Source organism: Nocardioides gilvus (assembly GCF_003194605.1).
GTDB classification, from domain to species: domain Bacteria; phylum Actinomycetota; class Actinomycetes; order Propionibacteriales; family Nocardioidaceae; genus Nocardioides; species Nocardioides gilvus.
In genome coordinates this window covers 984393-1010855 of sequence record NZ_QHKY01000001.1, presented here as the reverse complement: position 1 = coordinate 1010855, position 26463 = coordinate 984393, and the positions used below count along the sequence as shown (strand labels likewise).

Here is a 26463-nt window from a genome sequence, read left to right as displayed (position 1 = left end):
CTCGACATCAACCCGCCAGTTGCGTCAGCGGCGGACGATCCTGACGGTCTTCTTCTTCGACTTCGAGGCCTTGACCTTCCTCGAGCCGACGTACTTGACCGTGAGCTTGTGCTTGCCGACACGCAGGCTCTTCAGGCGCAGGGTCCGCTTGCCCTTCTTGAGCTTGACCTTGCCGACCAGCTTCTTGCCGGCGTAGACCTTGACGGTCCCGGTGGCGGTGGTGCCCTTGGCGCTGACCTTCACCGTCACCTTGATCCGGGCCTTGGCCTTGCCCTTCGCGCTGACGCGCTCGGCGACCTTGAGGGTCGCCTGCGAGGCGACCTTCCCGGCCGTGGGCGGTGTCGCGATCGCGGCCACCTTCACCGTCGGCGAGGCCACTGCACCGGGGGCGTGCCCGGGGAGGTTGCCGGTGGTCACCACAGCGAGGGAGCGGCCGGCGTCGGCGGTGACAACGACGTACGTCTCGCCCTTGGCGCCGCTGATCGGCTGACCGTCGCGCAACCACTGCCGCGACTGCGTGACACCCGGGAGGCTCCAGGTGACCTGGGGCGCCCGCAGCGTGGCGCCGACCTTGCCGGTGCCGGTGGGCGCCTCCACTCCGGTCGCTCCGGGCGCGTCGCCGCGCCCGACGGTCAGGCTCTGGCTGGAGGCCTCCGCGTCCTCGTGGCCCGGGACCGCGCCGACGTAGCGCACGCTGATCCGGGTGCCGAGGTCTCCGGCGGCCAGACGGTAGGTGGGGCGGGTCGCGCCGGCGATCGGGCGACCGTCACGCAACCACTGGCTGCTGGACTGGACTCCCGTCGCGGCCCAGGTGGGCGGCGTGGCCGTCAACGTGGATCCCACCTTCGCGGCGCCGTGCACCGTCGCAGGGCTCTGCCACCACGTCGCGTCCCCGAGGGCCACGGTGACCGGCTCGGAGTCGACCGTCCCCGGCGCGTACCCGGGGCGGACGGCGGTGAAGCGTACCGAGATCGCCCGACCGAAGTCGGCGGCGACCGGCTCGTACGTCGGGCCCTTCGCTCCGGAGATCGGCTCGCCGTTGCGCAACCACTGTGAGGAGGTGGTGACGCCCGGCAGGGACCACCACGGCGTCGCGGCGCTGAGGGTGCCTCCGACCTTGGGCGCTCCCGAGAGGGTCGGGCGCACCTCTGCCTTGGCTGCCTCGCCGACTCCCACCTTCACCGAGGCGGAAGTGGTGCTGCCGGGCGCGTACCCGGCCTTCTCGGCGGTGACCCGCACGGAGATCAGGCGGTCGAGGTCATCGTCGGCGATGGCGTACGTCGCCTGGGTGGCGTTCGGGATCTCCCGCCCGTCAGCCAGCCACTGGTAGGAGGGGTGGGCGTCCGACTCGTCCCACCGCGGGGGGACGACGCTCAGCGTGTTGCCGACCTTGGCCGCGCCCTCGATGACCGGGGTCGTGGTGGCGCGTGGTGCTGCGCCGAGCACGCCGCGGACGGCGTTGCTGGTCACCAGGGTGGGCAGACGTCCGGGCCTGGTGCCGGTGACCCGCAACGTGACGGGCTTGCCCACGTCAGCTGCGGTGACGGCGTACGTCCCAGCGGTGGCACCGGGGATCTCGCTGCCGTCGCGCAGCCACTGGTGGACCACGCGCACGTCGTCGTCACGCCAAGTGGCGGGTGTGGAGGTCAGGGTTGTCCCGACGGCTCCGGTCCCGCTGATGCGCGGGGTGGCCGTGGCCTCCGGTCCGGCTCCGGGCTGGCCCTCGACGGTGTTGCTGATGGAGGTGCCCACGCCGAACTCGGAGGAGACGCCGGTGGCCCGGACACGGATCTTCCGGCCGACGTCGTCGACGGTGACTCGGTACCGCTCACCGGTGGCGTCCTCGATCGCTTCGCCGTCGCGCAACCACTCGTAGGTGTTGACGACGCCTGCGCGGTTCCAGGTCGGGCCGGTGACGACCAGGTCCGTGCCCAGGGTCCCCGAGCCTGCGAGGTCGGTTTCGACGACAGGGCTGGGCGGTCCGCCGATGGTGAACTTCCGCCAGCTGCTCTGCCCGAGCACCCGCTTGTCGGTGTCGAGGGACTCGACCTGCCACTCGTAGTCGGTGTCGACCACGAGCCCGCTCGGCGCGAAGGACGTGGCGGCCGTGACAGCCGCCGTGGTCGTCGAGGCGCCCACCTTGCGGTACTGCACACGGTGGCGCGTGGATCCGACGACCGGTTCCCACGTCAGGGTCAACGCCCGCGGACCGACAGTCGATCCGTCGAGCGGTGTGAGGGGAGTCGGGTCCGCGGAGACGACCTTGAAGCGCTCGGGCTCGGTCCACCTGCCGCGGTTGCCGCCAGCGTCGACGCGGCGCACCCGCCACACGTACGGGGTCGCTGAGGGCAGGAGCGGGGAGGACCCGATGCCGGTGGTCCAGGAGGCCCGCTTGGTGCTCTTCGTGGTGGTCACGAGGTTGGCCGTGGAGAAACTGGTGTCCTCGTTGGCCGCGATCTGGATCTCGTACGCACTGGCGAAGGGCTGCGGCTTCCAGGAGAAGGCGACGTGAAGGCTCACCGATTCGCCCGCCGAGGGAGCGAGCAGCTCCGGCGCGGGACTCGACTTGGTGAAGGTCCGGGTCTCGGACCACCCCAGTTTGTTGCCATGACCGTCAATGGCACGGACCCGCCAGTGGAGGGGACCTTCGGGATACATCTTGCCGGCCGAGGTGTAGGTCGTCTGGTCGACGGTCGCAGTCTCGAGCACCGTGCTGAAGGTCGAGTCAGTGGCCACCTGGAGCTCGTAGGACATCGCCGACTGCGTGCTGGTCTCGCGGGTCTCGTGGTACGTGGTGGCGCGGTTGGTCGCCAGGTAGTCCTTCCAGTCGAACCTCACCGCGGTGCTGTCGACGTCTGCCTGGACGGCAGGGGTGATCAGTTCCACCCGCGGGGAGGTCTTCCGGAAGGCGTGCTGGGCGGGCTTGACCATGGAACGCGGGTCAGGTCCGCACTGGGTGGTGGTCTTGCAGGGCTGGATGACCCAGTGGTAGGCCGTGTTGGCCTGGCTGTCGGGCAAGGCAGCCGCGGCGTGACCGGCCCGGGGAGTCCATCGAGTGTTGACCGTGCTCGCCGGGCCGTCGAGGACACCGCTGGTGAAATCGTTGTCCCGCGAGACGTGCACGCGGTAGAACGAGGCGTACGGGACCCCTGTCCAGTCCAGGACGGGGGTGGTGGGGACGCTGTCGCACCAGTTCGTGGGGCCGGTGACGAGCGACTTCGTGCAGGCGTCGTCGGCGTCGAGCCCGGCGCCCGACAGGGCGAGGCGGTGACCGCTGACGGCCGGGAGCGCGAGCACCTTGGCGGTGGCGGTCGGTCCGGTGTGCAACGTCGCGCCCGACTTGTCGTGGGCGGTGACGTACCACTCGTAGGTCCCGTCGCTCAGGAGAGCGGCGGAGACGTCCGTGGCGGCGGGGAACTCCCACTTGGTGGAGAGAAGGGGCGCGTGGTCCTCGTGGAACCAGACGGGCGTCGCGGTGTCGCGGAGGTGCACCCGGTAGTGGTCGGTGCCGATCCTCTTGTCGCCGGGATTCTCGTCAGCCAGGGGGGACCAGGAGAACGACGGAGCGTCGTAGGTCGGCGCCTTCTTCACCGGCATCAGCGCGTCGGCTGACTCGTCGACATCAGGGCGCGTGACCCCGAAGCTCCGGGAGGCGATGGCCGTGGTGTTGCCCGAGATGTCGACGGCGTTGATCCGCACCCGGTAGGCGCTGCTCTTGTCCAGGTCGAACGCGGAAGGGGTGTACGACGTGGAGAGGGTGGTGGCACTGAGCACCATCTTGTTGGTCGCGTCGAAGAATTCGAGGACGTACTTCTCGGTGCTGTCGACCGGCTCCCAGGAGACGGTGGGGACATCCACGGTTGCGCCCGCGGCGGGCGTGAGGAGGGTGAACGCGCTCTTGTCGTTGTAGATGAAGGCCTGCGGCTCGGAGAAGATCCCCTCCACGCCTGTACGCCCGTACGGCTTGTCGAACGCTCGGACCTTCCAGTAGTGGACGGTGCCCTCGGTCGAGGGCATGCACGGATCCTTGAGCTCACCGGGCGTGTAGGTGGTCCCCATGACCAGGCACTGTCTGGTGTTGGCGGAGGGGGTGGTGAAGTGGGGGTCGGTGCTGACCCACACCTCGTAGTGCGACGCGTTCCGCACCGGTGTCCACTCGTAGTGGAGGTCGTCGCCGACCGTCTGCACGGCCCGTTCGGTCCCGGGGTTCTCTGCGACTGCCGGGTCGGAGGGGTGGACCAGGGTGGGGGTATCGCGCCAGACCCGCTCGAACTCGTGGTGGTCTCCGTCGGCCAACTTCACCCAGGGGGACTCGTTGCCGTCGGCGTCGACGGCGCGCACGCGCCAGTAGTACTGGCCGTTGCCGAATGTCGTCGTAGGTGAGTATCGGATGCCGAGGATCTTGTCGGGCACCCCGGTGACGGGACTGGAGAACGCATGGTCGTCGTCGACCTCGAGGTTGTAGTGCTTCGCGCCGGGCACCGGCTTCCACTCGAGCACCACGTCGGTGATGTCGTCGCCATTGCGGGGAGCGACGACCTCAGGGGCCGGCAGGGCGAAGACCTGATAGGTCCGGGTGTCGGAGAAGGCGGTGAAGACGCCGCTCGCCAGCGTCGCCCGGACCCGCCAGTGGTACTCCTCGCCGGGGCTCTGGTTGGCCGGGACAGCCAAGGAGGCGGACTTCGTCGTGTACGAGGTCGGGTCGATGAAGTCCGGCTCGGTGTCGAGCTCAACGACGTAGCTCTGCGCGCCCGTCGTGGGCTTCCAGACGAGCAGGGGCGTGTCATTCGGCTGGGCGAGCTCGGCTCGGTGGTCGGGTGAGACGAGTTCCGGTCCGTCCGTCTCGTCCATGGTGAAGGAGCTCTCGCTCCAGTCGCTCCAGGCCGCGCGGGAGTCCCGGGCGCGCACTCGCACCGTGTAGGTGCCCCGAGCCAACGGTTCCAACGGCACGGAGACGGTGTTCGTCGTCACCGCAGGCTTCCACTCGGGTGAGGTGAAGTTGGAGTTGTCGTCGACCTGGACCTCGTAACCGGTCGCACCGATTGAGGCCTCCCAGGCCAAGAGCGGCTGTCCGGTCACGGTGCCTGACGGCCCGATGATCACTGGCGGGGCGGGGGCTGCGACGGCCGGCAGCGCCTGGAAGGCAGCCGAAGTCACCGCGACGGCCAGGGCTCCGCGAGCCCAGGTCCGGGCCGACGGGAACGCCGCCGCACGTGAGCGTGCAGCGCGTGGCGCGGTGCTGGACGTGGACATGGACAGGGCCCCCTGAAAGTGAAATGCAGACAGGGCCAGACGCTAGTCATCCCCCGCCCGGAGTGACCCGGAAACGGGGGATGAGTGGCCCGAACGGGCCATGCTGCTCAACCGATCAGGGCAGGAACGGCGCCAAGGTCCAGTAGGACAGTGCCGCGACCAGGGCGGCCATCGGGAAGGTGAGCACCCAGGCCCAGAGGATCGACTTGGCGACACCCCACCGCACCGCGGAGAGGCGCTTGGTCGCACCCACACCCATGACGGCGGAGGTGATGGTGTGCGTCGTGGAGATCGGCGCCTGCCAGACGTACGCGGTGGTGTAGAGCACCGACGCGGCGACGGCCTCGGCGGCGAAGCCACGCGGGGGGTCGAGGTGGATGATGCGGCGACCGAGCGTCCGCATGATCCGCCATCCGCCCGACCAGGTGCCGAGCGAGATCGCGGCGGCGGCCGAGAAGATGACCCACAGCGGCAGGTCGTCGGCGGGGGTGACGAACTCGCCGGCGAGCAGCGCCAGGAAGATGACACCCATCGTCTTCTGCGCGTCCTGGAGACCGTGACCGAGCGCCATGGCGGCGGCCGAGACGGTCTGGGCGATCTTGAAGCCGCGGTTCGCCTTCGACGGGTTGGCCCGGCGGAAGGCCCACATGATGGCGAGCATCAGGAGGAAACCGAGCGAGAACGCCACCAGCGGCGAGATCAGCATCGGCAGGACGACCTTGTTGCGGACCGTGTCCCAGCTGACATAGACGCTGGCTGCCAGCGCCGCTCCGACCAGGCCGCCGATGAGGGCGTGCGAGGACGACGACGGGAGGCCGTAGTACCAGGTGATCATGTTCCAGGCGATCGCTCCCAGCAGGCCCGCCATCACGATGGTGAGGGCGTGGGCGCCGGTGCCCGGATCGATCGTGTCGGAGACGGTCTGGGCGACCTTCTGGCCCAGGAACGCTCCGACGAAGTTCATGACTGCGGCCATACCGAGCGCGACCCGAGGGGTCAGAGCTCGCGTCGACACCGAGGTGGCGATGGCGTTGGCGGCGTCGTGGAAGCCGTTGGTGTAGTCGAAGATCAGGGCGACTACGACGACCGCGATGATGATCGCGAGTACCATCAGGTCAGGACTCCTTGACCGCGATCTGCTCCACGGTGTTCGCGATCTTCTCGAAGGCGTCGATGGCACCCTCGAGCGAGCTCACGATGTCCTTGAGCTTCAGGACGTCCATCGGCTCGTACTTGCCGGAGAAGAGGCTCGCCAGGATGCGGCGGTAGCTCTTGTCGCCGGTGTTCTCGAGGCGGTTGATCTCGATCCAGTACTCCTCGAGGTCACGCATCGACTTCAGCCGCGGCATCGCCTCGTGGGTCAGCTCGGCACAACGCTGGATGACCTCGACCTGGTTGGAGAGCTCGCTCGGCAGCACCGAGGGCTCGTACAGCAGGATCATGTCGACCGCTTCGTCCATCATGTCCATGATGTCGTCGAGGCCCGACGCGAGGTCGTAGATGTCCTCGCGGTCGAAGGGGGTCACGAAGGTCGAGTTGACCTGCTTGATGATGCGGTGCGTGGTGTCGTCGCAGTCGTGCTCGGCCTCACGCATCAGCTTGGCCACCGCTTCACGGTCGGCGCCGTCAGCGAGCATCTGGGCCAGCAGGCCCGCCCCCCTGACGATGTGACCGGCTGACTCATGGAAGAGGTCGAAGAATGACGCGTCGACAGGACGGAATTTCAAACCCACAGGAAACTCCTGGTGAGGAGGACGAGAACGCCAGCCATGCTAAGGGCATCTGTCGCGCTCGGCGCAACTCAGGGCACCCGTGGGCGTTTCAGCGGCGGCGTCGCTGACGCTCGATGAGCGCGTCGTGGAGATGCACCTCACCCTGGTGCAGGGTCCAGGTGCCGTCGGGGCCGAGGTCCCACGCGGTCGTGCCGGGGTCGAAGGCCAGGTCCAGCATCGACTCGACCCGCTCGCGGATCGACTCCTGCGGCAGCCGTACGAGCACCTCGACGCGGCGGTCCAGGTTGCGGTGCATCACGTCGGCTGATCCGATCCAGACGGTCGGCTCCCCGCCGCCGGCGAAGGAGTAGATCCGACTGTGTTCGAGGAAGCGCCCCAGCACCGAGCGCACCTCGATGGTCTCCGAGAGCCCCGGGATCCCGGGACGCAGGCCGCAGATGCCGCGTACGAGAAGCTGCACCGGCACCCCCGCCTGCGAGGCGAGGTAGAGCGCGTCGATGACGCCCTCGTCGACCACGGAGTTGGCCTTGAGACGGATCCGCGCGGGGCGTCCCGCGACGTGGTGCGCGATCTCCTCGTGGATGGCCGAGACGATCCCGGAACGCACGGTCTCGGGCGCGACGAGCAGGTGGTCGTAGTGGGCGTTGCGGGAGATGCCGGAGAGATTGTTGAAGAGGTGGGCGACGTCCTCACCGATCGCCTCGTCGGCGGTCAGCAGGCCGAGGTCCTCGTAGAGTCGCGCGGTCTTCGGGTTGTAGTTGCCCGTGCCGATGTGGGTGTAGCGGCGGATGCCCTCCGGCTCCTCGCGCACCACCATCGACAGCTTGCAGTGGGTCTTGAGCCCGACGACGCCGTAGACCACGTGGCACCCGGCCTGCTCGAGCTTGCGGGCCCAACGGATGTTGGCCTGCTCGTCGAAGCGGGCCTTGATCTCCACGATGACCAGCACCTGCTTGCCGGACTCTGCGGCGTCGATCAGGGCGTCGATCACCGGAGAGTCGCCGGAGGTCCGGTAGAGGGTCTGCTTGATCGCGAGCACGTGCGGGTCGGCCGCCGCCTGCTCGATGAAGCGCTGCACCGACGTGGCGAACGAGTCGTACGGATGGTGCAGGAGGACGTTGCCGTGACGGCGCAGCGCCTCGAAGACGTCGACCGGGGAGGACGACTCCACCTCGGCGAGCAGGGGATGGGTCGACGGCACGAACGTCGGGTAACTGAGGTCGTCGCGGGGCAGGTCGGCGATCCCGTGCAGACCGCGCAGGTCCAGCGGCCCGGCCAGGTGGAAGACCTCCGCGGGGGAGACGTCGATCTCGGAGACCAGGAGCTCGAGCATGCGTTCGTCCATGGTGGCCTCGACCTCGAGGCGTACCGGCGGCCCGAAGCGGCGCCGCAACAGCTCCTTCTCCAGTGCCATGAGGAGGTTCTCGGCGTCGTCCTCCTCGACCTCGAGGTCCTCGTTGCGGGTGACCCGGAAGGTGTGGGTGGAGACGATCTCCATGCCGGGGAAGAGTCGCTTGAGGTGCTCGGCGATGACGTCCTCGAGCGGCACGAAGCGCTGGTTGCCGACCGGCACGAACCGGTTGAAGGTCTGCGGCACCTTGACCCGGGCGAAGTGCTCCTTGCCGGTCTTGGGGTGGCGCACGATCACGGCGAGGTTGAGCGAGAGCCCGGAGATGTAGGGGAAGGGGTGGGCCGGGTCGACGGCCAGGGGCGTCAGGACCGGGAAGATCCGCTCCTTGAAGAACTTCTTGCAGTACTTCTGCTCCTCGCGGTCGAGCTCCTCCCACCGGCACAGCTCGATGCCCTCGGCTCGCAGCGCCGGGATCAGGTCGTCGGCGAAGACCCGCACCTGACGGCGCATCAACTCCCCGGCCTCGGTGTGGATGGCTGCGAGTACCTCACGCGGCAGCATCCCGGAGGCGGCTCGCACGGCCACCCCGGCAGCGATGCGTCGCTTGAGACCGGCGACCCGGACCATGAAGAACTCGTCGAGGTTGCTGGTGAAGATCGCCAGGAAGCGGGCCCGCTCCAGCAGCGGGAGGCTCGTGTCCTCGGCCAGCTCCAGGACGCGTTGGTTGAAGCGGAGCCAGCTGAGCTCGCGGTCCCCGAAACGGTCGGTGAAGGCCGCCACGGCCGCGAGTGCCTCGGCATCGGGCACGTACGGAGGGTCGACGTCGAAGGTGTCGTGGGGGTGCTCGCGCGAGGTGCTGTCAGCGGGGCCTTCGTCGGGGGCGACACCGTCACGCGGCGAAGTGAGCGTCATGCCTGTCAGTCTGGCACCGCAGGGTGAACAGCAGAAGGCGCTCCGGCGAACGGGTGTGGAGAAGGCGCTCCGGCGCACCGGTGTGGAGAAGCCGCGGCGGGTGGCGGGGGAGGGCGCACGGTTCAGCGTTCGAGGATGAGCGTGACCGGCCCGTCGTTCGTGCTGCTCACCGCCATGTCGGCGCCGAAGACCCCGCTCTCGACGTGGGCGCCGAGCCTGCGCAGCTCGTCGCAGAACCCCTCGTACGTCGGCTCGCTCACCGGCCCCGGCGCGGCGGCGCTCCACGAGGGTCGCCGCCCCTTGATCGCGTCACCGTAGAGAGTGAACTGGCTGACCACGAGGATCGGTGCAGCCAGCTCGGAGGCGGAGCGTTCGTCGCGCATGATCCGCAGGTCCCAGATCTTGCGCGCCATCCACGCGACCTGCTCGGGCCCGTCGTCGTGGGTGACGCCGAGGTAGACCAGCAACCCCGGGCCGGCGTCGGGGGTGATCTCACCGACGACGTCACCGGCGACGACCACGCAGGCGGAGGTGACGCGTTGGACGACGGCCCGCATCAGGCTGCCCGCATCAGTAGACGATCGCCTGGACGCCTTCGCCCAGGATCTCCTCGGCGAAGGAGGCGGCGCCCGCTATCCGTACGCCGGCCAACAGGTCGTCCTCGCCGATCTCGCGCCGCGCTGCGCACTGCGAGCAGACGGTCAGGGTGCCGCCGGCGATGACGGAGTCGCGCAGGGCTGCCAGTGGCGTGGCCAGGGGCAGTTCGAACTCCTCGGCCGGGCCCGGGAGCCCCAACCACGCGGCTTCTCCGGTCAGCCACAGCGAGACCTGGGCCCCGGAGGCGACGGCTGCGGCGGCGACGGTGAAGGCCTGGTTGAGGCGTTCGGGGTCTTCGGTGCCGCAGGTGACCTTGACGACGAGTTGGCGTGCCATGGGTCAACACTAGAGTGGAGCCCATGGCGTTCGAACTCCCCGACAATCTTCACCCCAATGCCGGCCCCCTGGCCTGGCTCCTCGGCACGTGGCGCGGCAACGGTCACGGTGACTACCCGACGATCGAGAAGTTCGAGTACGGCCAGGAGTTGATCTTCACCCACGACGGCCGGCCGTTCTTCCACTACATGGCGCGCTCGTGGATCACCGACGAGGAGGGCAACCGGGTGCGCGACGCCGCGATCGAGACCGGCTTCCTGCGCTTCCCCGAGGCCGGTACGGTCGAGATGCTGCTCACCCACGCCAACGGCATCAGCGAGCTCTGGCACGGCACCGCCGCCGACGGCAAGATGGAGCTGACCACCGACGCCGTGATGCGCACGGAGACGGCCAAGGAAGTCACTGCCGGCAGGCGCCTCTACGGCAACGTCAACGGCGAGTTGATGTACGCCTACGACATGGCCGCCATGGGCCAGGCCCTGCAGCCGCACCTCTGGGCCCGGCTCAAGCGGGTCTGACCGCCGCCACACCCGCGCGCCCGCAGTGCGAACCAGTAGCCCAGCGACCAGGAGACGTACGTGCCCGATGAGCTCGCCTCACGCCTGCGCGGCAGCGGCTACCGCCTGACCCCGCAGCGCCAGCTGGTGCTGGCGGCGGTGGAGGCGCTCGGGCACGCGACCCCCGACGAGGTGCGCGACCACCTCGAGGGGGCGGTCAACACCTCGACGGTCTACCGCAATCTCGAGGTCCTCGAAGAGCTCGGTCTGGTCCGCCACACGCACCTGAGCGACCGGGCGCCGACCTACCACTCGGCCCGCGAGGCGGAGCACTTCCACCTGGTCTGCCGTCAGTGCCAGCGGGTCACCTCCGTCGAGCCGGCGCAGGCGGGGCCCTTCCTGGAACAGATGCGGGCCGCTCACGGTTTCGTCACTGACGTGGGTCACCTGGCGATCTTCGGCCGGTGCGTCGACTGCTCGGCTGCGGTCGAGGCAGCGCCGCACGAGCACGGCCACCCCCACACCCACCCGACCCGTCCAGACCCAACCCCGGAGCCCTAGATGACCAGCCCCTTCCTCGACCTGACCGGTGCGGTCGCTGCTGACGGCGTCGACGCGCGCGTGGCCGCCCACTACGGTTCGTTCAACGTCGAGCAGCGCACGCTGGTGGCCGGGGACGGCTTCGTCGACCTGTCGCACCGCGACGTCTTCCGGGTCACCGGTCCCGAACGCCTCAGCTGGCTGCACGCGTTGACCACGCAGCACCTCGCCTCGTTGGCCCCGAAGGTCTGGACCGAGGCACTGATCCTCAGCCCGCAGGGCCACGTGGAGCACCACTTCGTCGGCGTCGACGACGGCGAGACCTTCACCGCGCACACCGAGCCCGGCATGGGTGAGGCGTTGGTCGGGTGGCTCGACCGGATGCGGTTCATGACCCGCGTCGAGGTCTCCTCGGTCGACGATCTGGCGGTCTGCTGGCGCCCGGTGCCCGACGTGGAGTCCGGCGGCACCTTCGACCTGGTCCCGCGCGACGCGCTGCTCGCCTACGCCGAGGCGGCAGGCCCCGCTGCCGGGCTGATGGCGTACGAGGCCCTGCGCATCGCCCGCGGCGCACCCCGCCTGGGGATCGACACCGACCACCGGACGATCCCCAACGAGGCCGGCTGGATCGGCCCCGCGGTGCACCTGGACAAGGGGTGCTACCGGGGTCAGGAGACCGTCGCGCGCGTGCACACGTTGGGTCGTCCGCCGCGTCGTCTGACGATGCTGCACCTCGACGGCACCGAGAACCGTCTCCCGGTCGTCGGCTCCGACGTGCTGCTCGGTGAGAAGGTCATCGGTACGGTCGGCTCTTCGGCCCGCCACCACGAGCTGGGCCCGATCGCGCTGGCGCTCCTCAAGCGCAACGTCGCTGTCGACGCGCAGGTGAGCGTGGACGGCATCGCCGCGATGCAGGAGGTCGTGGTCGATCCCGAGGTCGGTCTGCACGTGCGCCCCAAGTTGCGCTGACGCGTACGCCCGCCTGGTGCCGGTGTTGTGTGGCGAGAGCTGCGAGCCAGCCTCAGTCGGGCTGGCGGGCGTACATCACGTGCGTGTCGGCGTCGGCGTGGGTGAAGCCGAGGCCTTCGTACGTCCTCACGGCCGCCTTGTTGGTCGCCTCGACGTAGAGCAGCACCTCGGTGATGCCTTCGTCGGCGAGGTGGTGCAGGCCGGCCAGCGTGACGAGCCGGCCGATCCCGCGGCCCTGTGAGCGTGGGTCGACGCCCACGACATAGACCTCTCCCAGGGTTTCGGAGTGCCGCTTGGTCCAGTGGAAGCCGAGGGTGCCGAGACCGTTGTCGGGCGCGGCGAGGATCAGGCCGGCGGGGTCGAACCACGGCTCAGCCATCCGCTGCGCCATGTTGACCAGGTCCATCGAACCCTGCTCGGGGTGGTCGGCGAAGGCTTCGCGGTTGACCCGGAGCACCTCGTACGAGTCGCCCGTACGTTCGCCGAAACGGTGCAGCTTCACCCCGGCGGGCACCTCGAGCTCGGGGAGCGGTTCGGCGTCGGGACCGAGGGGCCGACGCATGACCCACAGGTCCCGTACGCGGTCCCAGCCGGCGGAGGCTGCGAGCGCGGCGGCGCCGGGGTGGTTGCCGTGGCTCCACGCGCTGCTGAGTTGGGGGTACTGGGCGAGTGCCTCCCCGAGGAGAGCGGTGCCCAGGCCATGGCGTCGCGCCGGCGGGTCGACGACCAGGGTCAGCTCGGTGCCGCGCACGAGGTAGAAGGCGCCGTCGTGCTGGGTCGACTTCACCTGTCCGGAGCGCAACGCCATCAGGGTGGCCTCGTCGAGCGGTGCGGCGCCGTCGGCGGCGGCGGCGCGCTGGGCGATGGCCTCGATGCTGGGCATGGCAGGAGCCTATTGCCCTCGCAGGTGAGACGGCTGTTGCCCTGCCCGAGTCGGACGGCTGCGCCTTGCGGACGCCATCGTGTGCGTACGTCGGGGCGACCGTTCCTGATGACGTCCCGGGTTGGGGGCCTGCGGGCCTTCAGCGGCTGGTGGACTCTGCGGCGGCTGCTGCAGCGGCGTCAGCGCTCGCCTCGGCGGCGTCCGCAGCGGCCTCGTTGGCGGCAGCGGCCTCGCTGCGGTCCTTCTGCAGCACGAATCGGTAGCCGACGTTGCGAACGGTGCCGATCAGGGTCTCGTGTTCGGGGCCGAGCTTGGCGCGCAGACGACGTACGTGCACGTCGACGGTGCGGGTGCCGCCGAAGTAGTCGTAGCCCCAGACCTCCTGCAGCAACTGCTGCCGGCTGAAGACCCGACCCGGGTGCTGGGCCAGAAACTTCAAGAGCTCGAACTCCTTGAACGTGAGGTCAAGGGTTCGAGCTCCGAGGCGCGCTGTGTACGTGGCATCGTCGACCACCACTTCGCCGCTGCGGATGACGTGCGCGTTGGGGTCCGCAGCCTCGCGTTGGGCAGTGAGGCGCCCGATCGCGAGGCGCACCCGGGCCTCGATCTCGGCCGGCCCGCAGGTGTGCAGGATGACGTCGTCCATGCCCCAGTCGTGGGCCACCACGGCGATCCCGCCCTCGGTGACGATCAGCAGGACGGGGATCTCTGCCCCCGTGGTCCGGATCAGCCGGCACAGGTCTCGGGCATGCGCCAGGTCCTGACGGCCGTCGACCAGGAGGAGGTCGGCATCGGGTGCCTCGAGCAGCGCGCTGCCCTCGGCGGGAAGGATCTTCACCTGGTGGCCGAGCAGCGCCAGACCGGGGAGGACCTCCGCGGACGCCTGCAGGGTGCTGGTGAGTAGCAGCAGAGTGCTCATGCGTGCCGCCTCCTCACTTCTTTGGGGTGGGGGTGAGAATATCTTCTATGTCGACCTCAGGTGTGCAGAAGCGTCCATCCGCTGGTCGTGGCGTCGCGCACATCACACTCCGCTACTGGGCCGGGGCGCGCGCGGCGGCCGGCGCCGAGTCCGATGTGATCGACGTCGACGGGCCGGTCTCGGTGGCTGAGCTGCGGGAGCGGGCGCTCGCCCTGCACCCCGACGCGGAGACGCTGCCGCGGGTCCTGGCGACCTGCTCGGTGCTGGTCGACGACCGCCCGCTCGGACTGGCTGATGCCGCATCAGTCCTGGTGCCGGTCGGCAGCACGCTCGAGTTTCTGCCGCCCTTCGCCGGCGGCTGATCCCACTCCCGCGGGACGTCATCGTGCGGGGTCGTCCGGGCGACCGGACGTGATGACGTACGGGGGTGCGACGCGGGACGTCATCGTGCGGGGTCGTCCGGGCGACCGGACGTGATGACGTACGGGGGTGCGACGCGGGACGTCATGGTGCGGGGTCGTCCGGGCGACCGGACGTGATGACGTACGGGGAAGGGCGGGTGGCGGGCTGAGCCGCCACCCGCACGCTTCACTCGTTGGTGCGCATCTCCCACTGGAGGCCGACGCCGACCTTGGCGCCCTGCAGGCCGTCGATCTGCTGCTGGGTCATGCCGGCCGTGTCGAACGAGTACGTGATCTGGTAGGTCCGCTTCTCCGCGCCAGCACCGCCGGCGACAGCCCACTCGCCTGCGGCGGTGTCCCAGTTGTTGACGTTTGCCATGAGGTAGCTCAGCGGAGCGGCGGTGACCGTGGGTGCACCCACGGCGGTGAAGCCGGTGCAGGTGCTGAAGGAGCCGCCGTTGCCGGCCTGGATGGTGATCTTGATCCGGTCCTGGAGGCCCTTGGCGTTGGTGATGTCGGGGGAGACCGTGTAGCCCAGCACGGTCGAGGGCACGCTGGCGTTGGCGGTGACCTCGATGCAGCGGGTGGCGGTGTCGTTGGGGAGCAGGTTGGAGACGCGGAACATGGCGACGCCGTTGTCGTCGTCGGTCAGGTTGATCGAGCCGGTCGACCACTCGTTGCCGGTGTTGTTCGTGGTGCCGGTGAAGGCGGCGTACGAGGCCTGGTAGACGAGCGCGCCGGCGGCAAGGACAGCAACCGGCGTGGCGAGGGCGGCGAGAACTTTGCGGGACTTCTGCATGGGGGGTCCTAGGGGTGGTGTGGTGCGCATTGCCTGGCGCGAGTTCACGCTCAGGTTGTCGTGCGGCCCTCCGAGTTGGGCGCTGGCCGCCACTCCCATCGCTGAGCGATCCAGGAGCTTCTTCACTCCAGACGGTAGGTGTGAATCGACCTCGGCGGGACGGTTATCGGAGAACTTCATACTCAATAATGGGTATGACTTGGATCACATGGGAAAGAGGTGGTTGTCGTGTGCGGAGAGGGCGGTCTGGTGACCCCCCGAAGTGGTCTCGTCGGGTCGGAGTGCCGCCTGTCTGGGCGTCAGCGAGCGTCGTAGTGCGCCTTGACCCGGGCAGCGCTCAGGGCCGAGTGATAGACCGCGACGGCGTCGATGTCGCCGCTGAAGGTCCGCTCGACCGGGAACGGCGTGATGAAGCTGGCGCCGGCGCGGCGCCCCTCACCGATCTGCCACTGGCCGTTGAACGCCGACAGGGAGGAGGTCTCACCCTGGGCGACCTGGACGCCGTTGAGGTAGATGGTCGCGGTGGGACCGCGAGAGCCCGAGCCGGGCACGGAGGTCACGACCAGGTGGTGCCAGGCGCCGTTGTTGTAGCGGGCGGGGGTGGTCACGAGGCTGCGGCCGGTGGTTGTCCAGTGACCGACGACGATCCTGCCGTCGTCCATGTGGACGGTGCGGTTGAAGTTTCCGAGGGCGAAGATGCTGGTGCTCTGGTCCTCGAAGCCGATCAGGTAGCCCTCCTGGGTCGAGGTGGTCTTGAACCAGAGCTCGACGGTGTGGCTGCTCGGAGGGGTGATCTCGGAGGGGTGGAGCAGTGCGCCGCCGCCGGCGAACCGGAAGCTGGTGCCCGGGTTGCGAGCCGTGTGTGCCCCGGGGAGACCACGGGTCACGGTGCCGTCGCGAGTGGTCCCGTCGAGGTAGGTCTGCGATCGGTCACGCACCGCCGTGCCGCTGGTCTCGTCGAGCAGCCAGAATCCACGCGGATTGTCGGTCGTCACGGCTGCGACGTAGGGGAGTTGCCAGCTGCCTGCGGTGAAGGTGTTGGCGACGTTGTTGGTGCTGGAGGTGTAAGTCGCGTTGGCGCTGCCGAAAGCCGTGGTGCCGGCAATGCAGAGGACCAGGGTGGTGAGCACGGCGCGTACGCCGAGCACCCCCAGCGTGCCGCGGGCCAGGACGCGTTCCTCGGTGTCGCTCTCGACGGGAGGCCGCGGCGTGCGCCGGAACTTCTCCCGCAGCAGTCGGCGCATCGTCCACTTGGGCGGCTCGCCCTCGATGTTGCGGGCGGCGAGGAAGAAGGCGGCGACGGTGAGGCTGAGCCAGATGCCGAGCAGGACCCACTGGCCGCTCTGCATCCAGACGATGGGGAGCCCGATGTAGGGCACCAGCAGGATCCCGCGGCCGGTGATGTCCTCGGCGACGATGGGCGTGGTGTCGGGCGTGGTGTTGGCGTCGCCCTGGGTGAGGTAGTCGCCCTCGTTGCGCAGCTCGACGACGCGGTGGACGAGGATGCGCTCGGTGTCGGCCGAGGGGTCCCGGAACATGTAGACGTGCCCGACGTCGACCTTCTCGTCGGCCGCGAACGGGCGGGCCAGGGCGACGGAGCCCACGTCGATGGAGGGCTCCATGGAGGCGGTCTTGATGACGTACGCCTGCCAGCTCAGCAGCAGGGGGGCGAAGGCAATGGCGACGAGGGTCAGCAGCATCGCGCGGTAGATGCGGGCGCCGATGACAGCGGTGAATTCGGCCCATTCGAGCGTCGTCTGGGAGGAGGGCCGAGCCATCTCACTCACCTTCCGGCGCGATCGGGTTGGACGTACGTCTGTGCTCGCGGTGGACGAGCAGGTGGGTGGCGGCCCCGGAGGGCCGCCACCCGACGAGGATCAGGGAGCCTCGTTGGTGCGCATCTCCCACTGGAGGCCGACGCCGACCTTGGCGCCCTGGAGGCCGTCGATCTGCTGCTGGGTCATGCCGGCAGTGTCGAATGAGTAGGTGATCTGGTAGGTCCGCTTGGCTGCGGTGGGTCCGCCGGGGATCGCCCACTCGCCCGCGGCGGTGTCCCAGCTGTTGACGTTTGCCATGAGGTAGCTCAGCGGTGCAGCGGTGACCGTGGGTGCACCCACGGCGGTGAAGCCGGTGCAGGTGCTGAAGGAGCCGCCGTTGCCCGCCTGGATGGTGATCTTGATCCGGTCCTGGAGGCCCTTGGCGTTGGTGATGTCCGGCGAGACCGTGTAACCCTGCACGGTCGAGGGCACGCTGGCGTTGGCGGTGACCTCGATGCAGCGGGTGGCGGTGTCGTTGGGGAGCAGGTTGGAGACGCGGAACATGGCGACGCCGTTGTCGTCGTCGGTCAGGTTGATCGAGCCGGTCGACCACTCGTTGCCGGTGTTGTTCGTGGTGCCGGTGAAGGCGGCGTACGAGGCCTGGTAGACCATGGCGCCGGCGGCGACAACGGCGACCGGTGTGGCCAGGGCCGCGAGAACTTTGCGGGACTTCTGCATGATGCGTCCTAAAGTGGTGAGGGTATGCCTGCAAGACCTGGACGCGGGTGCGTCAGGTGGTGGAGCGCGACCCCCCGGTCACGGGCACTTCCGGCCACTCCGATCGCGAGCGATCAGGGGAGTCCTTCTCTTTGAAGGTAGAGGTGGCATCGTGTTTTTGGGTCAGAATCACCAAATTAGTACACCCAAAATGAGGTATGGCTGCTCACTTGGAGTGCAACGTCGCCGTTTGCGAGAGGAACCGTCGGTTTGTCAACAGGACAATGGGTCTTGCTAGTCGCGGTGGTTCTCGCCGTCTCCTTCGGACTGTGGCGTGCAGCCACGGACGGTCGCTTCCGCGGCACCCACCGGGTGCGCGGCGGGGAGCAACCCGTCCTTCAGGAGTCCAACGACCAGGCCAGCAGTGAGGAGCGGGGTGTGAAGTCGACCGAGTCGGCGGTCGCCGGCACCGCGTACGCCGACCAGCTCGGCGAGCGGGCCACCTTCCTGCAGTTCTCCAGTGCGTTCTGCGCTCCCTGCCGCGCGACCCGGCGCGTCCTCGAGGAGGTCACCGCGGTCGTTCCCGGCGTGGCGCACGTCGAGGTCGACGCCGAGTCGCAGCTGGAGCTCGTACGTCGGGTCAACGTGATGCGCACCCCGACCACGCTCGTGCTCGACGCGTCCGGGCGCGAGGTCACCCGGGCGACCGGGGCGCCCACCAAGCAACAGGTGTTGGCGGCGCTCGCGCTCATCGAATGAGTAGCCACCACGTCGGAGACTCGGGAGTGGAAGCGTGACGTTGAGCGGCACTGAGGCGCTTGATGTGTCGAGTCTCCGACGTGGTGGTCGTCGGCGGCGCGCGGCCTGGTCGACCTGCGGTGCCATCTCACTGATTGGAACGCCTGACCACATCGTGAGACGCCGATTGGCCGAGGTCGCGGACCGCCCCTAATCTCGACTCCATGAGTTCGACTTGGTTGACGAAGCGACGCGCAGTGGATCACTGCCGCGTGCGCTCCTCCCTCTGTCGAATGTCCTGAGGCTGACGCCACCCATTTGTGCCCCGGCTCGCCGGGCCCGATGGCTGGACCGGCCCTCCGCCGCGCTGCGACCCGACGTCGCCCGCGGGCAGCGAGCAGCGATCACGAAGCGCTGATCCCTCCGACTCAGGACGCAGGACGCAGAACATGAGTTCCACCCAGACCCAGACCGGCCACCAGGCAAAGCCCGGCGTCGAGACCCAGCCGCAGCCCGGCCTGCAGATCGACCCCCGCGGCCCGCAGTTCGGCGCGGCCATCACCACGCTCGTGCTGGCGGCAGTGCTCGCCACCGCACCGAGCACCTTCGCGGTGGTCCTGCTCGCCGTGCAGACGGTGCTCTTCGCGGCCGGCGCAGCGTTCGGCGTCGCCCGCACCCCGTACGCCTGGCTCTTCCGCACGGTCGTACGCCCCCGCCTCGCCGCCCCCGCGCATCTCGAGGACCCGGCGCCGCCGCGGTTCGCCCAGGCGGTCGGCCTGACCTTCGCGGTCGTCGGCCTGGTCGCCTTCCTTGCCGGCGCCGAGTTGGTCGCCCTGGTCGCGGTCGGCTTCGCCCTGGCGGCGGCCCTGCTCAACGCGGTCTTCGCCTTCTGCCTGGGCTGCGAGATGTACCTCCTGCTGCGCCGGGCCACCGGGCACTGAGACGCCCCACCTGCCTCACCCACCCACCTCCAGACTGCAAGCACCACCACACCACCGAAAGAGAGACACACCAGCCATGAGCCGCGAAGACTCCCTCGTCAGCGTCCAGTGGGTCGAGGACAACCTCGGCGCCGACGGCATCGTCCTGATCGAGGTCGACGAAGACACCGCCGCCTACGACAAGGGCCACATCCCGACCGCGATCAAGCTCGACTGGACCCAGGACCTCCAGGACCAGGTCCGTCGCGACTTCGTCAACAAGGAGCAGTTCGAGAAGCTCCTCTCCTCGCGTGGCGTCTCCAACGATGACCTGGTTGTCCTCTACGGCGGCAACAACAACTGGTTCGCGGCCTACGCCTACTGGTACTTCACGCTCTACGGCCACAAGAACGTCAAGCTCATGGACGGTGGCCGCAAGAAGTGGGAGCTCGACGCCCGCGAGCTGACCAAGGAGCTCCCGACCCGCGTGGAGACGTCCTACACCGCCACCGAGCAGGACCACTCGATCCGCGCCTTCCGCGACGAGGTCGTCGAGGCGATCGGCGTCCAGAACCTGATCGACGTACGCAGCCCCGACGAGTTCGCCGGCCGTCTGCTGGCCCCGGCCCACCTGCCGCAGGAGCAGTCGCAGCGCGCCGGTCACATCCCCACGTCGCTGAACGTGCCGTGGAGCAAGAACGCCAACGACGACGGCACCTTCAAGTCCGACGAGGACCTGCGCAAGCTCTACGACGAGGTCGGCATCGACGACTCCAAGGACACCATCGCGCTGTGCCGCATCGGTGAGCGTTCGTCGCTGACCTGGTTCGTGCTGCAGGAGCTGCTGGGCTTCGAGAACGTCAAGAACTACGACGGTTCGTGGACCGAGTACGGCTCTCTCGTCGGCGTTCCGGTTGCCCTCGGCGACGAGCCCGGCCAGGCAGACGGGCAGGGCGCCTGATGTGCGGCGCAGTTGAAGGCGGCCTGTCGCTCGACGGCGTCAACGTCGCCAAGGAGGCCGTGATCCAGGGCCAGGTGACCCGCGACGGCGAGCCGATCTCGACCGGCTTCGTGCGTCTGCTCGACAAGTCCGGCGAGTTCACCGCCGAGGTGCCTGTCTCCGCGACCGGCCACTTCCGCTTCTTCGCCGGTGAGGGTGTCTGGACGCTGCGCGCCCTGGCTCCCAAGGCCGAGCCGGTCGACCGCAAGGTCCACGCCGCCATCGGTTCGGTGGCCGAGGTCCAGATCGCGGTCTGAGAACCCCAGCACCACCCAGCACCACACTCTCGGGGAGTGGGTCCGCGTCAGCGCGGGCTCACTCCCCGTCAGCATCTCCTCAGTACAGTCGCCCCACACCACGACCCAGGAGCCCCGCATGACCTACCGCCCCGAGACCCTTGCCGTCCACGCCGGTCAGGAGGAGGCCGACCCGACCACGAACAGCCGGGCCGTGCCGATCTACCAGACCACCTCGTACGTCTTCAACGACACCGAGCACGCCGCCAACCTCTTCGCGCTGGCTGAGCCGGGCAACATCTACACGCGTATCATGAACCCGACCCAGAACGTCTTCGAGGAGCGCATGACGCAGCTCGAGGGCGGCGTCGGCGCCCTGGCGACGGCGTCGGGTTCGGCCGCGATCACGTACGCGGTGCTCAACCTGACCTACGCCGGCGACAACATCGTGGCGCTCTCCACCTTGTACGGCGGCACGTACGCGCTCTTCGCGCACACGCTGCCGCAGTTCGGCATCGAGGTCCGCTTCGTCGACCCCGAGAAGCCCGAGGAGCTGGCCAAGTACGTCGACGAGAAGACCAAGCTGGTCTTCGGCGAGACTGTCGGCAACCCGAAGATCAACGTCATCGACCTGGACGCCTGGTCGGAGGCCGCGCACGCGCAGGGTCTGCCCTTCATCGTCGACAACACCGCTCCGACGCCCTACCTGGTGCGTCCCTTCGACCACGGCGTCGACGTCGTCGTGCACGCGGCGACCAAGTTCATCGGTGGCCACGGCACCTCCATCGGCGGCGTGATCGTCGACTCCGGCAACTTCGACTGGGCAGCCCACTCGGAGCGCTTCCCCGGCCTGACCGGCCCTGACGGCGCCTACCACGGTGTCGTGTGGACCGAGGCCGTCGGCAACCTCGCCTACATCATCCGGGCGCGTACGGTGCTGCTGCGCAACACGGGCGCTGCCTCGACCCCGCTCAACAACTGGCTCTTCCTCCAGGGCCTGGAGACGCTGCACCTGCGCATGGAGCGTCACAGCGAGAACGCGCTCAAGGTGGCGCAGTTCCTGCAGGGTCACGACGCGGTCACCTGGGTCTCCTACCCGGGTCTCGCCGACAGCCCCTACAAGGCGGTCCACGACCGGATCGGCACGGGCAAGGGTTACGGCGGCATCCTGAGCTTCGGCCTGAAGTCGGGTCGTGCGGGCGGCAAGACGTTCATCGAGGCGCTCAACCTCTTCAGCCACCTCGCCAACATCGGTGACGCGAAGTCGCTGGCGATCCACAACGCCACGACCACGCACAGCCAGTTGACGCCCGAGGAGCTGGAGTCGGCCGGTGTGCCGGAGGAGCTGGTGCGTCTCTCGGTGGGCATCGAGAACGTCGACGACCTGATCGACGACCTCACCCAGGCCCTGGCGGCCACCACCAGCTGATCGCTGGAGTGAACTGATTCAACGGGGCACCCAGCCTCACGCAAGCCCGGTCGTCCCCACGGACGGCCGGGCTTCGTCGTACGTCTTCAGTCGGCGGCGGCGTCGAGCGTCCGCGCGTCCTCGTCGGGGATGGTGACGGTGAAGGTGGTGCCGAAGCCCGGGTTGCTGGTGACCGTGACCTCGCCGTCGTGGGCCTCCACGATCGACTTCACGACCGAGAGGCCGACCCCGAGCCCCTGGATGGCCTGGGCGTTGGCGTTGGCAGTGCGGTAGAAGCGGTCGAAGGCGTGGCGCTGCTCGGCGGGTGTCAGCCCGGAGCCGGTGTCGGCGACGCGGAGTCGCAGCGCGTCGTCCTTCCGGTCCAGGCAGACGCTCACCGAGCCGCCCGGCGGGGTGTGCTTGAGGGCGTTGGAGACCAGGTTGTCGACGACCTGTTCGAAGGCGTCGGGGTCGACGCTGCCCTTCAGGTCGTGCTCGACCTGGTGCTGCAGTTGCACCGTCAGGGTCTCGGCGCCGGGGTGGTGCTTGGTGAGTGCGGTCTCCACGAGGGCGGGGAGGTCGACCCGGCGGCGTTCGATCGCGCGGGTCTCGCCGTCGCCGGAGGCCTGCAGCAGTTGGCCGACGCGGTTGAGCAGGATCTGGGCGTTGCGCTGCGCGACCGCGAGCATCTTGAGCACCGGGGCGTCGGCCGGGTCGATCGCGTCCTCGAGCAGCTCGTGGTAGCCCATGATCGAGGTGAGTGGCGTGCGCAGCTCGTGGGAGACCGTGGTCAGGAACTCCTCCCTCACCCGGATCGCCTGGAGCAGGTCGGTGACCTCGAGGCCGACGATCACGTAGCCGTGGCGCACGTCGTCGCCGGCCCGCCGGATCTGTCGCGCGGAGAGCAGGTGGGCCTGCTGGTCGCCCGGCTCGCCGAACCACGTCAACTGGGCGTCGAACTCCTCGCCGCGGTGGGCGCGGGCGAGCGGGATCTCGTCGCGGCGCAGCGCGGTGACCTGGTCCTCGGCGTAGATGCGGAGCTGACCGGCGGGGTGTCCTGCAGTGGTGATCCCGGCGCGCTCGGCGACCGCCACAGCCGCCGGGTTGTCCCAGATCAGCTCGCCGTCGGCGTCGTAGGCGACGATCACGGCGTCGATGGTCTCGAGCACTCCGCGCAGCATCAGCAACTGGTCCTCGGAGCTGTCGAGGGTGGAACGCAGCTCGCGGGCCTGGGCGACGAGTTGGTGCTCGCGGCGCGCGAGCGTGGCGGCGATCTGGTGGGCGCCGAAGAGCAGGCCGATGCCGCTCAGGGGGATGGGGAGGAACTGCAGCCACCCCGGTCCGCTGCCCGAGGGGATGACGTCCACGAGGTAGACCATGGTCAGGATCCCGGCGAGCGCGACGACCGCGACGACGAGACCGCGTCGGCCGAATTCGAAGACCAGCCACAGCAGGGGGATGGTCATCACCATCGTGGCCATCGGCATCACGGGCAGGATGTCGGCGCCCATCACGGTCAGCGCGCACAGCGACATCACGGGCACGACGATGCGCCAACGTGGGGTCAGCAGCCGGGAGTAGGTCAGGGACGCAACGGCGCTGAGGAGTGCCAGGAAGCCGAGACCGGCGTAGGTCGGCCAGCCGACGGTGCCCGGCTCTGCGAAGGTCAGGACGCCGGCGGCGACGAGAGCGGTGAGCGCGAAGGTGGAGACCTGCCAGACCACGTACGTGTGCCGGTGGAGCGCGTAGCTCTTCGACGACTCGGACATGCGCGCGACGATCCCTCTCCGTGAGTTCGACACTCGGTGACTCGGCCGAGCCTAGTGTGTCGCTCGTCACGAAGAGGCGAAACCCCCGGATGGGGGGGCGTGGTCACACGATGGCGATGACTCCGTTGCCGGGCGGGGAGAAGCCGGGCGCGGTGTAGGTGAAGGCGAGGCCGTCGACCGCGTAGTACGTGATGTGCTGGGCAGCGGTGTCGCGTCGCGCGTCGAAGCGCAGGGGCAGGGTGCCGCCGGAGAAGAGGCCGCCGCCGGGCTGCAGGGCCTCGGTGTAGGTGAAGGTCACGATGGCGTAGCGGTTGTCGGTGCCGTTGAGGAAGTAGCGAGGAGGGCCGGCGACCCAGCCGTTGGAGACGTCCTTGACGACCAGGTCACGGTCGGTCGTGCCGAGGTCGCTGCGCACGAAGCGGTGGGGGAAGGCGACGTTGACCTTGAGTGTGTTCGGCGCGATCACGCGTGAGTCGCGGGTGGTGACGATGCGGATGCCGCTCAGGGAGGTCGAGGTCTGGCGACCGACCTCGAGCCAGCGCTTCCCGCTGGTGATGTTCCACGTGGCGGTGGCCCCGGTCAGCGGGTACCAGGTGTCGCGGGCGCCCGAGGCCGCGAAGGCGGGAGCGGCCGCGGCCACGGTGACGGCCGGGACCGACCAGGCGGCGGTGCGGACGACCGTACGGCGGCTGAAGCCGCGACGCGCGGGTGACTCGTGGAGGTCGAAGGGGCGGTGGGTGCTCACAGGGGTTTCCTTGGGGGAGGCGATTGGAACACAATCAAATTACCACTCAGTAACATACTTTCGGTATTCGAACGGGTGACTCCTCCGTCACACCCGGGAGAGCGCCGGTGGGCCGCGTGACGCACCCGTGTCCACCCCGGCACCCTGACGGCGCGTCGCACCGGGCGCGCATGGGATCATGCTCAGGTGAGCGGCCCCCTTGACTACGTCGAGACGCAGCGGGTCGTCCTCTTCACTGAGGGCGACCCGCTGCGTCTGCGTGGCGGCGGCAGCCTCGACCACGTCGAGGTGGCCTACGAGACGTACGGCGAGCTCTCCCCGGCCCGCGACAACGTCATCTTCGTGTGCCATGCGCTGACCGGCCACGCGCACGCCGCGGGCCTGCACCTGGGCGCCAAGAAGCGCGGCTGGTGGGACAACATCATCGGCCCCGGCAAGCCGCTGGACACCGACAGGTTCTTCGTCGTCTCGCCCAACATCCTGGGCGGCTGCTCGGGCACGACCGGGCCGCTGTCGACCAACCCGGCGACGGGCGAGCCGTACTACCTCGACTTCCCGTTGCTGCACATGAGCGACCTGGTCGCGGTGCACCGCCGGCTCATGGCCCACCTCGGGGTGGAGCGGCTGTACGCCGGTGTCGGGGGTTCGCTGGGCGGCATGCAGATCCTGCAGTGGGCGATCGACGCCCCCGACGAGGTGGAGCGGGCCGTGCTGGTCGCGGCCTCGTCCAAGCTGAGCACCGAGAACATCGCCTTCTCCTCGGTCGCGCGCACCGCGATCATGGAGGACCCGGAGTTCTACGGCGGGCGCTACGTCGAGCACGGCACCGTCCCGCGGCACGGCCAGAAGGTCGCGCGGATGATGGCCCACATCACGTACGTCTCGGGGCAGTCGCTGGAGACCAAGTTCGGCCACCGTCGCGACACGGTCGGCGACGAGATGCAGCTCGAGCCCGACTTCGCCGTCGAGCACTACCTGCAGCACCAGGGCAATGTCTTCCTGGACCGTTTCGACGCGCTCAGCTATCTCTACCTGACGCGGCTGCTCGACTACTTCGACCCGTTCGCCGACGAGTGGACGCCCTTGCGCCTGGCTGCGGCGCGGACCCGCTTCCAGGTCACCTCGTTCGACACCGACTGGCGTTTCGACACCCGACAGTCGATGCAGATGGTCGAGCAGTTGGAGGCGTGCGGGGTCGAGGTCGACTTCGCCGAGCTCAGCTCACCCTTCGGCCACGACTCGTTCCTGCTGCAGCCGGTCGGCTACCACGAGCGGATCGCCGGGTTCCTGCAGAGCTGACAGCAGGTCTGCGGCGCCCAGAGTCAGCCCGGGAGGAACGAGACCCAGGCTGGTGCGCCGGGCATGTTGCTGGCCGCGGACCGGACCGAGACCGCAGGCGCGGTGGTGGGCAGATTGGGCATCTGCGCCGTCACCGAGAAGCTGATCGTGGTGCTGCTCTGGGCTGCGAGTTGGCGGGGAGCGTTGAGGGTGACCGTGAGGATGCTGCCGCTGTTGGCGAAGCCGGTGAGGGTCCAGTTGCCGATGGTGCTCGACAGGGTCATCGCCGGGGTCCCGCTGGGCAGGTAGCTGGACGGCATGGAGAAGATCGCCTGCAGTCCGGTCGTAGCGGTGGTGGTCGGGTTCTTGATGACCACGGAGCCGGTGATCTTCCGGGCACCCGTCGATGTCGTGGTGATGGTCGCGGCCGGGCTCACGGCGGCCAGCTTGGTGCCCGCCACGGGCGCTTCTCCGGACGTGGCGAAGGCGGGCGCCGCGGTGGCCAGGGTGATGGCCGGCACGCTCCAGGCGGCGGCGCCGAGGAGGGCGCGACGCGACGGCGAGGCGTGCGTACGGAGTGGCGTTGCGGTGGCTTCGTGGGCCATGAGGGAGGGGCTCCTGCGACGTGTCGGCCCGAGGGCTGACGGTGCGTGTGGACACCCGAGATTGCTCGAAGTCAACCAACGCAGGCGTGGCAGGTGGTGC

At 69.0% G+C, this 26463-nt stretch carries 24 protein-coding genes; 10 read left to right on the top strand and 14 right to left on the bottom strand.

Annotated features, from left to right (window positions below; all coding sequences use genetic code 11):
• Positions 1 to 24: 24 nt before the first annotated feature.
• The 6 genes from DNK52_RS04910 to DNK52_RS04880 form a co-directional block, all read right to left on the bottom strand.
• Positions 25 to 5253 (bottom strand): Ig-like domain repeat protein, encoded by a 5229-nt coding sequence (locus DNK52_RS04910; RefSeq protein WP_162598612.1) that lies wholly within the window; start codon positions 5251 to 5253, stop codon positions 25 to 27.
• Positions 5254 to 5368: 115 nt separating this feature from the next.
• Positions 5369 to 6364 carry an inorganic phosphate transporter gene (locus DNK52_RS04900; protein WP_110239798.1) on the bottom strand — a complete coding sequence of 332 codons (996 nt, stop codon included), beginning with the start codon at positions 6362 to 6364 and terminating at the stop codon, positions 5369 to 5371.
• A gap of 4 nt (positions 6365 to 6368) precedes the next feature.
• Complete coding sequence (locus DNK52_RS04895) at positions 6369 to 6986, bottom strand: DUF47 domain-containing protein (RefSeq protein ID WP_110239797.1); 618 nt, start codon at positions 6984 to 6986, stop codon at positions 6369 to 6371.
• Between the two features lie 88 nt (positions 6987 to 7074).
• The gene (locus DNK52_RS04890) at positions 7075 to 9249 is read right to left on the bottom strand and encodes an RNA degradosome polyphosphate kinase (protein WP_110239796.1); all 2175 of its coding nucleotides are present in this window, start codon (positions 9247 to 9249) and stop codon (positions 7075 to 7077) included.
• Between the two features lie 122 nt (positions 9250 to 9371).
• Entirely contained in the window at positions 9372 to 9806 is a 435-nt protein-coding gene (dtd, locus tag DNK52_RS04885) for a D-aminoacyl-tRNA deacylase (RefSeq protein ID WP_110239795.1), read from the bottom strand.
• 13 nt (positions 9807 to 9819) lie between these two features.
• Positions 9820 to 10182: a DsrE family protein gene (locus DNK52_RS04880; protein ID WP_110239794.1), complete on the bottom strand. Its 363-nt coding sequence runs from the start codon at positions 10180 to 10182 to the stop codon at positions 9820 to 9822.
• A 23-nt stretch (positions 10183 to 10205) separates the two neighbouring features.
• Between DNK52_RS04880 and DNK52_RS04875 the strand changes: the two genes are divergently transcribed.
• Genes DNK52_RS04875 through ygfZ form a run of 3 tightly spaced genes read left to right on the top strand, consistent with a single transcriptional unit; the run spans position 10206 to position 12188 of the window.
• Entirely contained in the window at positions 10206 to 10700 is a 495-nt protein-coding gene (locus tag DNK52_RS04875) for a heme-binding beta-barrel domain-containing protein (RefSeq protein ID WP_110239793.1), read from the top strand.
• 60 nt (positions 10701 to 10760) lie between these two features.
• Positions 10761 to 11240 (top strand): Fur family transcriptional regulator, encoded by a 480-nt coding sequence (locus tag DNK52_RS04870; RefSeq protein ID WP_110239792.1) that lies wholly within the window; start codon positions 10761 to 10763, stop codon positions 11238 to 11240.
• A complete protein-coding gene (gene ygfZ / locus DNK52_RS04865) occupies positions 11241 to 12188 on the top strand; it encodes a CAF17-like 4Fe-4S cluster assembly/insertion protein YgfZ (protein ID WP_110239791.1) in 948 nt (315 codons plus the stop codon).
• Positions 12189 to 12240: 52 nt separating this feature from the next.
• On the opposite strand, the gene mshD is transcribed toward ygfZ, so the two are convergent.
• Together mshD and DNK52_RS04855 are read right to left on the bottom strand one after the other, a co-directional pair.
• Positions 12241 to 13071 carry a mycothiol synthase gene (gene mshD / locus DNK52_RS04860; protein WP_110239790.1) on the bottom strand — a complete coding sequence of 277 codons (831 nt, stop codon included), beginning with the start codon at positions 13069 to 13071 and terminating at the stop codon, positions 12241 to 12243.
• Between the two features lie 139 nt (positions 13072 to 13210).
• Positions 13211 to 13990, bottom strand: coding sequence for a response regulator transcription factor (locus DNK52_RS04855; protein WP_110239789.1), 780 nt, complete (start codon positions 13988 to 13990; stop codon positions 13211 to 13213).
• 47 nt (positions 13991 to 14037) lie between these two features.
• Between DNK52_RS04855 and DNK52_RS04850 the strand changes: the two genes are divergently transcribed.
• Complete coding sequence (locus DNK52_RS04850; protein WP_110239788.1) at positions 14038 to 14352, top strand: MoaD/ThiS family protein; 315 nt, start codon at positions 14038 to 14040, stop codon at positions 14350 to 14352.
• A 226-nt stretch (positions 14353 to 14578) separates the two neighbouring features.
• Here the strand turns inward: DNK52_RS04850 and DNK52_RS04845 are convergent, their stop codons facing one another.
• From DNK52_RS04845 to DNK52_RS04835, 3 genes are all read right to left on the bottom strand, one after another.
• Entirely contained in the window at positions 14579 to 15190 is a 612-nt protein-coding gene (locus tag DNK52_RS04845) for a M73 family metallopeptidase (protein WP_110239787.1), read from the bottom strand.
• 299 nt (positions 15191 to 15489) lie between these two features.
• Positions 15490 to 16968 carry a signal peptidase I gene (locus tag DNK52_RS04840; RefSeq protein ID WP_110239786.1) on the bottom strand — a complete coding sequence of 493 codons (1479 nt, stop codon included), beginning with the start codon at positions 16966 to 16968 and terminating at the stop codon, positions 15490 to 15492.
• A 99-nt stretch (positions 16969 to 17067) separates the two neighbouring features.
• On the bottom strand, positions 17068 to 17685 hold the full coding sequence (locus DNK52_RS04835; RefSeq protein ID WP_110239785.1) for a hypothetical protein: 618 nt from the start codon (positions 17683 to 17685) through the stop codon (positions 17068 to 17070).
• A 270-nt stretch (positions 17686 to 17955) separates the two neighbouring features.
• Between DNK52_RS04835 and DNK52_RS04830 the strand changes: the two genes are divergently transcribed.
• The 5 genes from DNK52_RS04830 to DNK52_RS04810 all read left to right on the top strand — a co-directional run bounded on the left by DNK52_RS04830 (position 17956) and on the right by DNK52_RS04810 (position 21987).
• Positions 17956 to 18423: a TlpA family protein disulfide reductase gene (locus DNK52_RS04830; protein WP_239455385.1), complete on the top strand. Its 468-nt coding sequence runs from the start codon at positions 17956 to 17958 to the stop codon at positions 18421 to 18423.
• 428 nt (positions 18424 to 18851) lie between these two features.
• Positions 18852 to 19343, top strand: coding sequence for a DUF4395 domain-containing protein (locus DNK52_RS04825; RefSeq protein ID WP_204163365.1), 492 nt, complete (start codon positions 18852 to 18854; stop codon positions 19341 to 19343).
• 76 nt (positions 19344 to 19419) lie between these two features.
• The gene (locus tag DNK52_RS04820) at positions 19420 to 20283 is read left to right on the top strand and encodes a sulfurtransferase (RefSeq protein ID WP_110239783.1); all 864 of its coding nucleotides are present in this window, start codon (positions 19420 to 19422) and stop codon (positions 20281 to 20283) included.
• Entirely contained in the window at positions 20283 to 20579 is a 297-nt protein-coding gene (locus tag DNK52_RS04815) for a DUF1416 domain-containing protein (protein WP_110239782.1), read from the top strand. Before DNK52_RS04820 ends, DNK52_RS04815 begins: the two co-directional genes overlap by 1 nt.
• Before the next feature lie 118 nt (positions 20580 to 20697).
• A complete protein-coding gene (locus tag DNK52_RS04810) occupies positions 20698 to 21987 on the top strand; it encodes an O-acetylhomoserine aminocarboxypropyltransferase/cysteine synthase family protein (RefSeq protein ID WP_110239781.1) in 1290 nt (429 codons plus the stop codon).
• Between the two features lie 86 nt (positions 21988 to 22073).
• On the opposite strand, the gene DNK52_RS04805 is transcribed toward DNK52_RS04810, so the two are convergent.
• Together DNK52_RS04805 and DNK52_RS04800 are read right to left on the bottom strand one after the other, a co-directional pair.
• Positions 22074 to 23735, bottom strand: coding sequence for an ATP-binding protein (locus tag DNK52_RS04805; RefSeq protein WP_110239780.1), 1662 nt, complete (start codon positions 23733 to 23735; stop codon positions 22074 to 22076).
• 103 nt (positions 23736 to 23838) lie between these two features.
• Positions 23839 to 24480, bottom strand: coding sequence for a hypothetical protein (locus tag DNK52_RS04800; RefSeq protein WP_110239779.1), 642 nt, complete (start codon positions 24478 to 24480; stop codon positions 23839 to 23841).
• 186 nt (positions 24481 to 24666) lie between these two features.
• On the opposite strand from DNK52_RS04800, the gene metX reads away from it, so the two are divergent.
• On the top strand, positions 24667 to 25779 hold the full coding sequence (gene metX / locus DNK52_RS04795; protein ID WP_110239778.1) for a homoserine O-acetyltransferase MetX: 1113 nt from the start codon (positions 24667 to 24669) through the stop codon (positions 25777 to 25779).
• Positions 25780 to 25802: 23 nt separating this feature from the next.
• Here metX and DNK52_RS04790 read toward each other — a convergent pair whose 3' ends face one another.
• Positions 25803 to 26363: a hypothetical protein gene (locus tag DNK52_RS04790; protein WP_110239777.1), complete on the bottom strand. Its 561-nt coding sequence runs from the start codon at positions 26361 to 26363 to the stop codon at positions 25803 to 25805.
• Positions 26364 to 26463 lie beyond the last annotated feature (100 nt).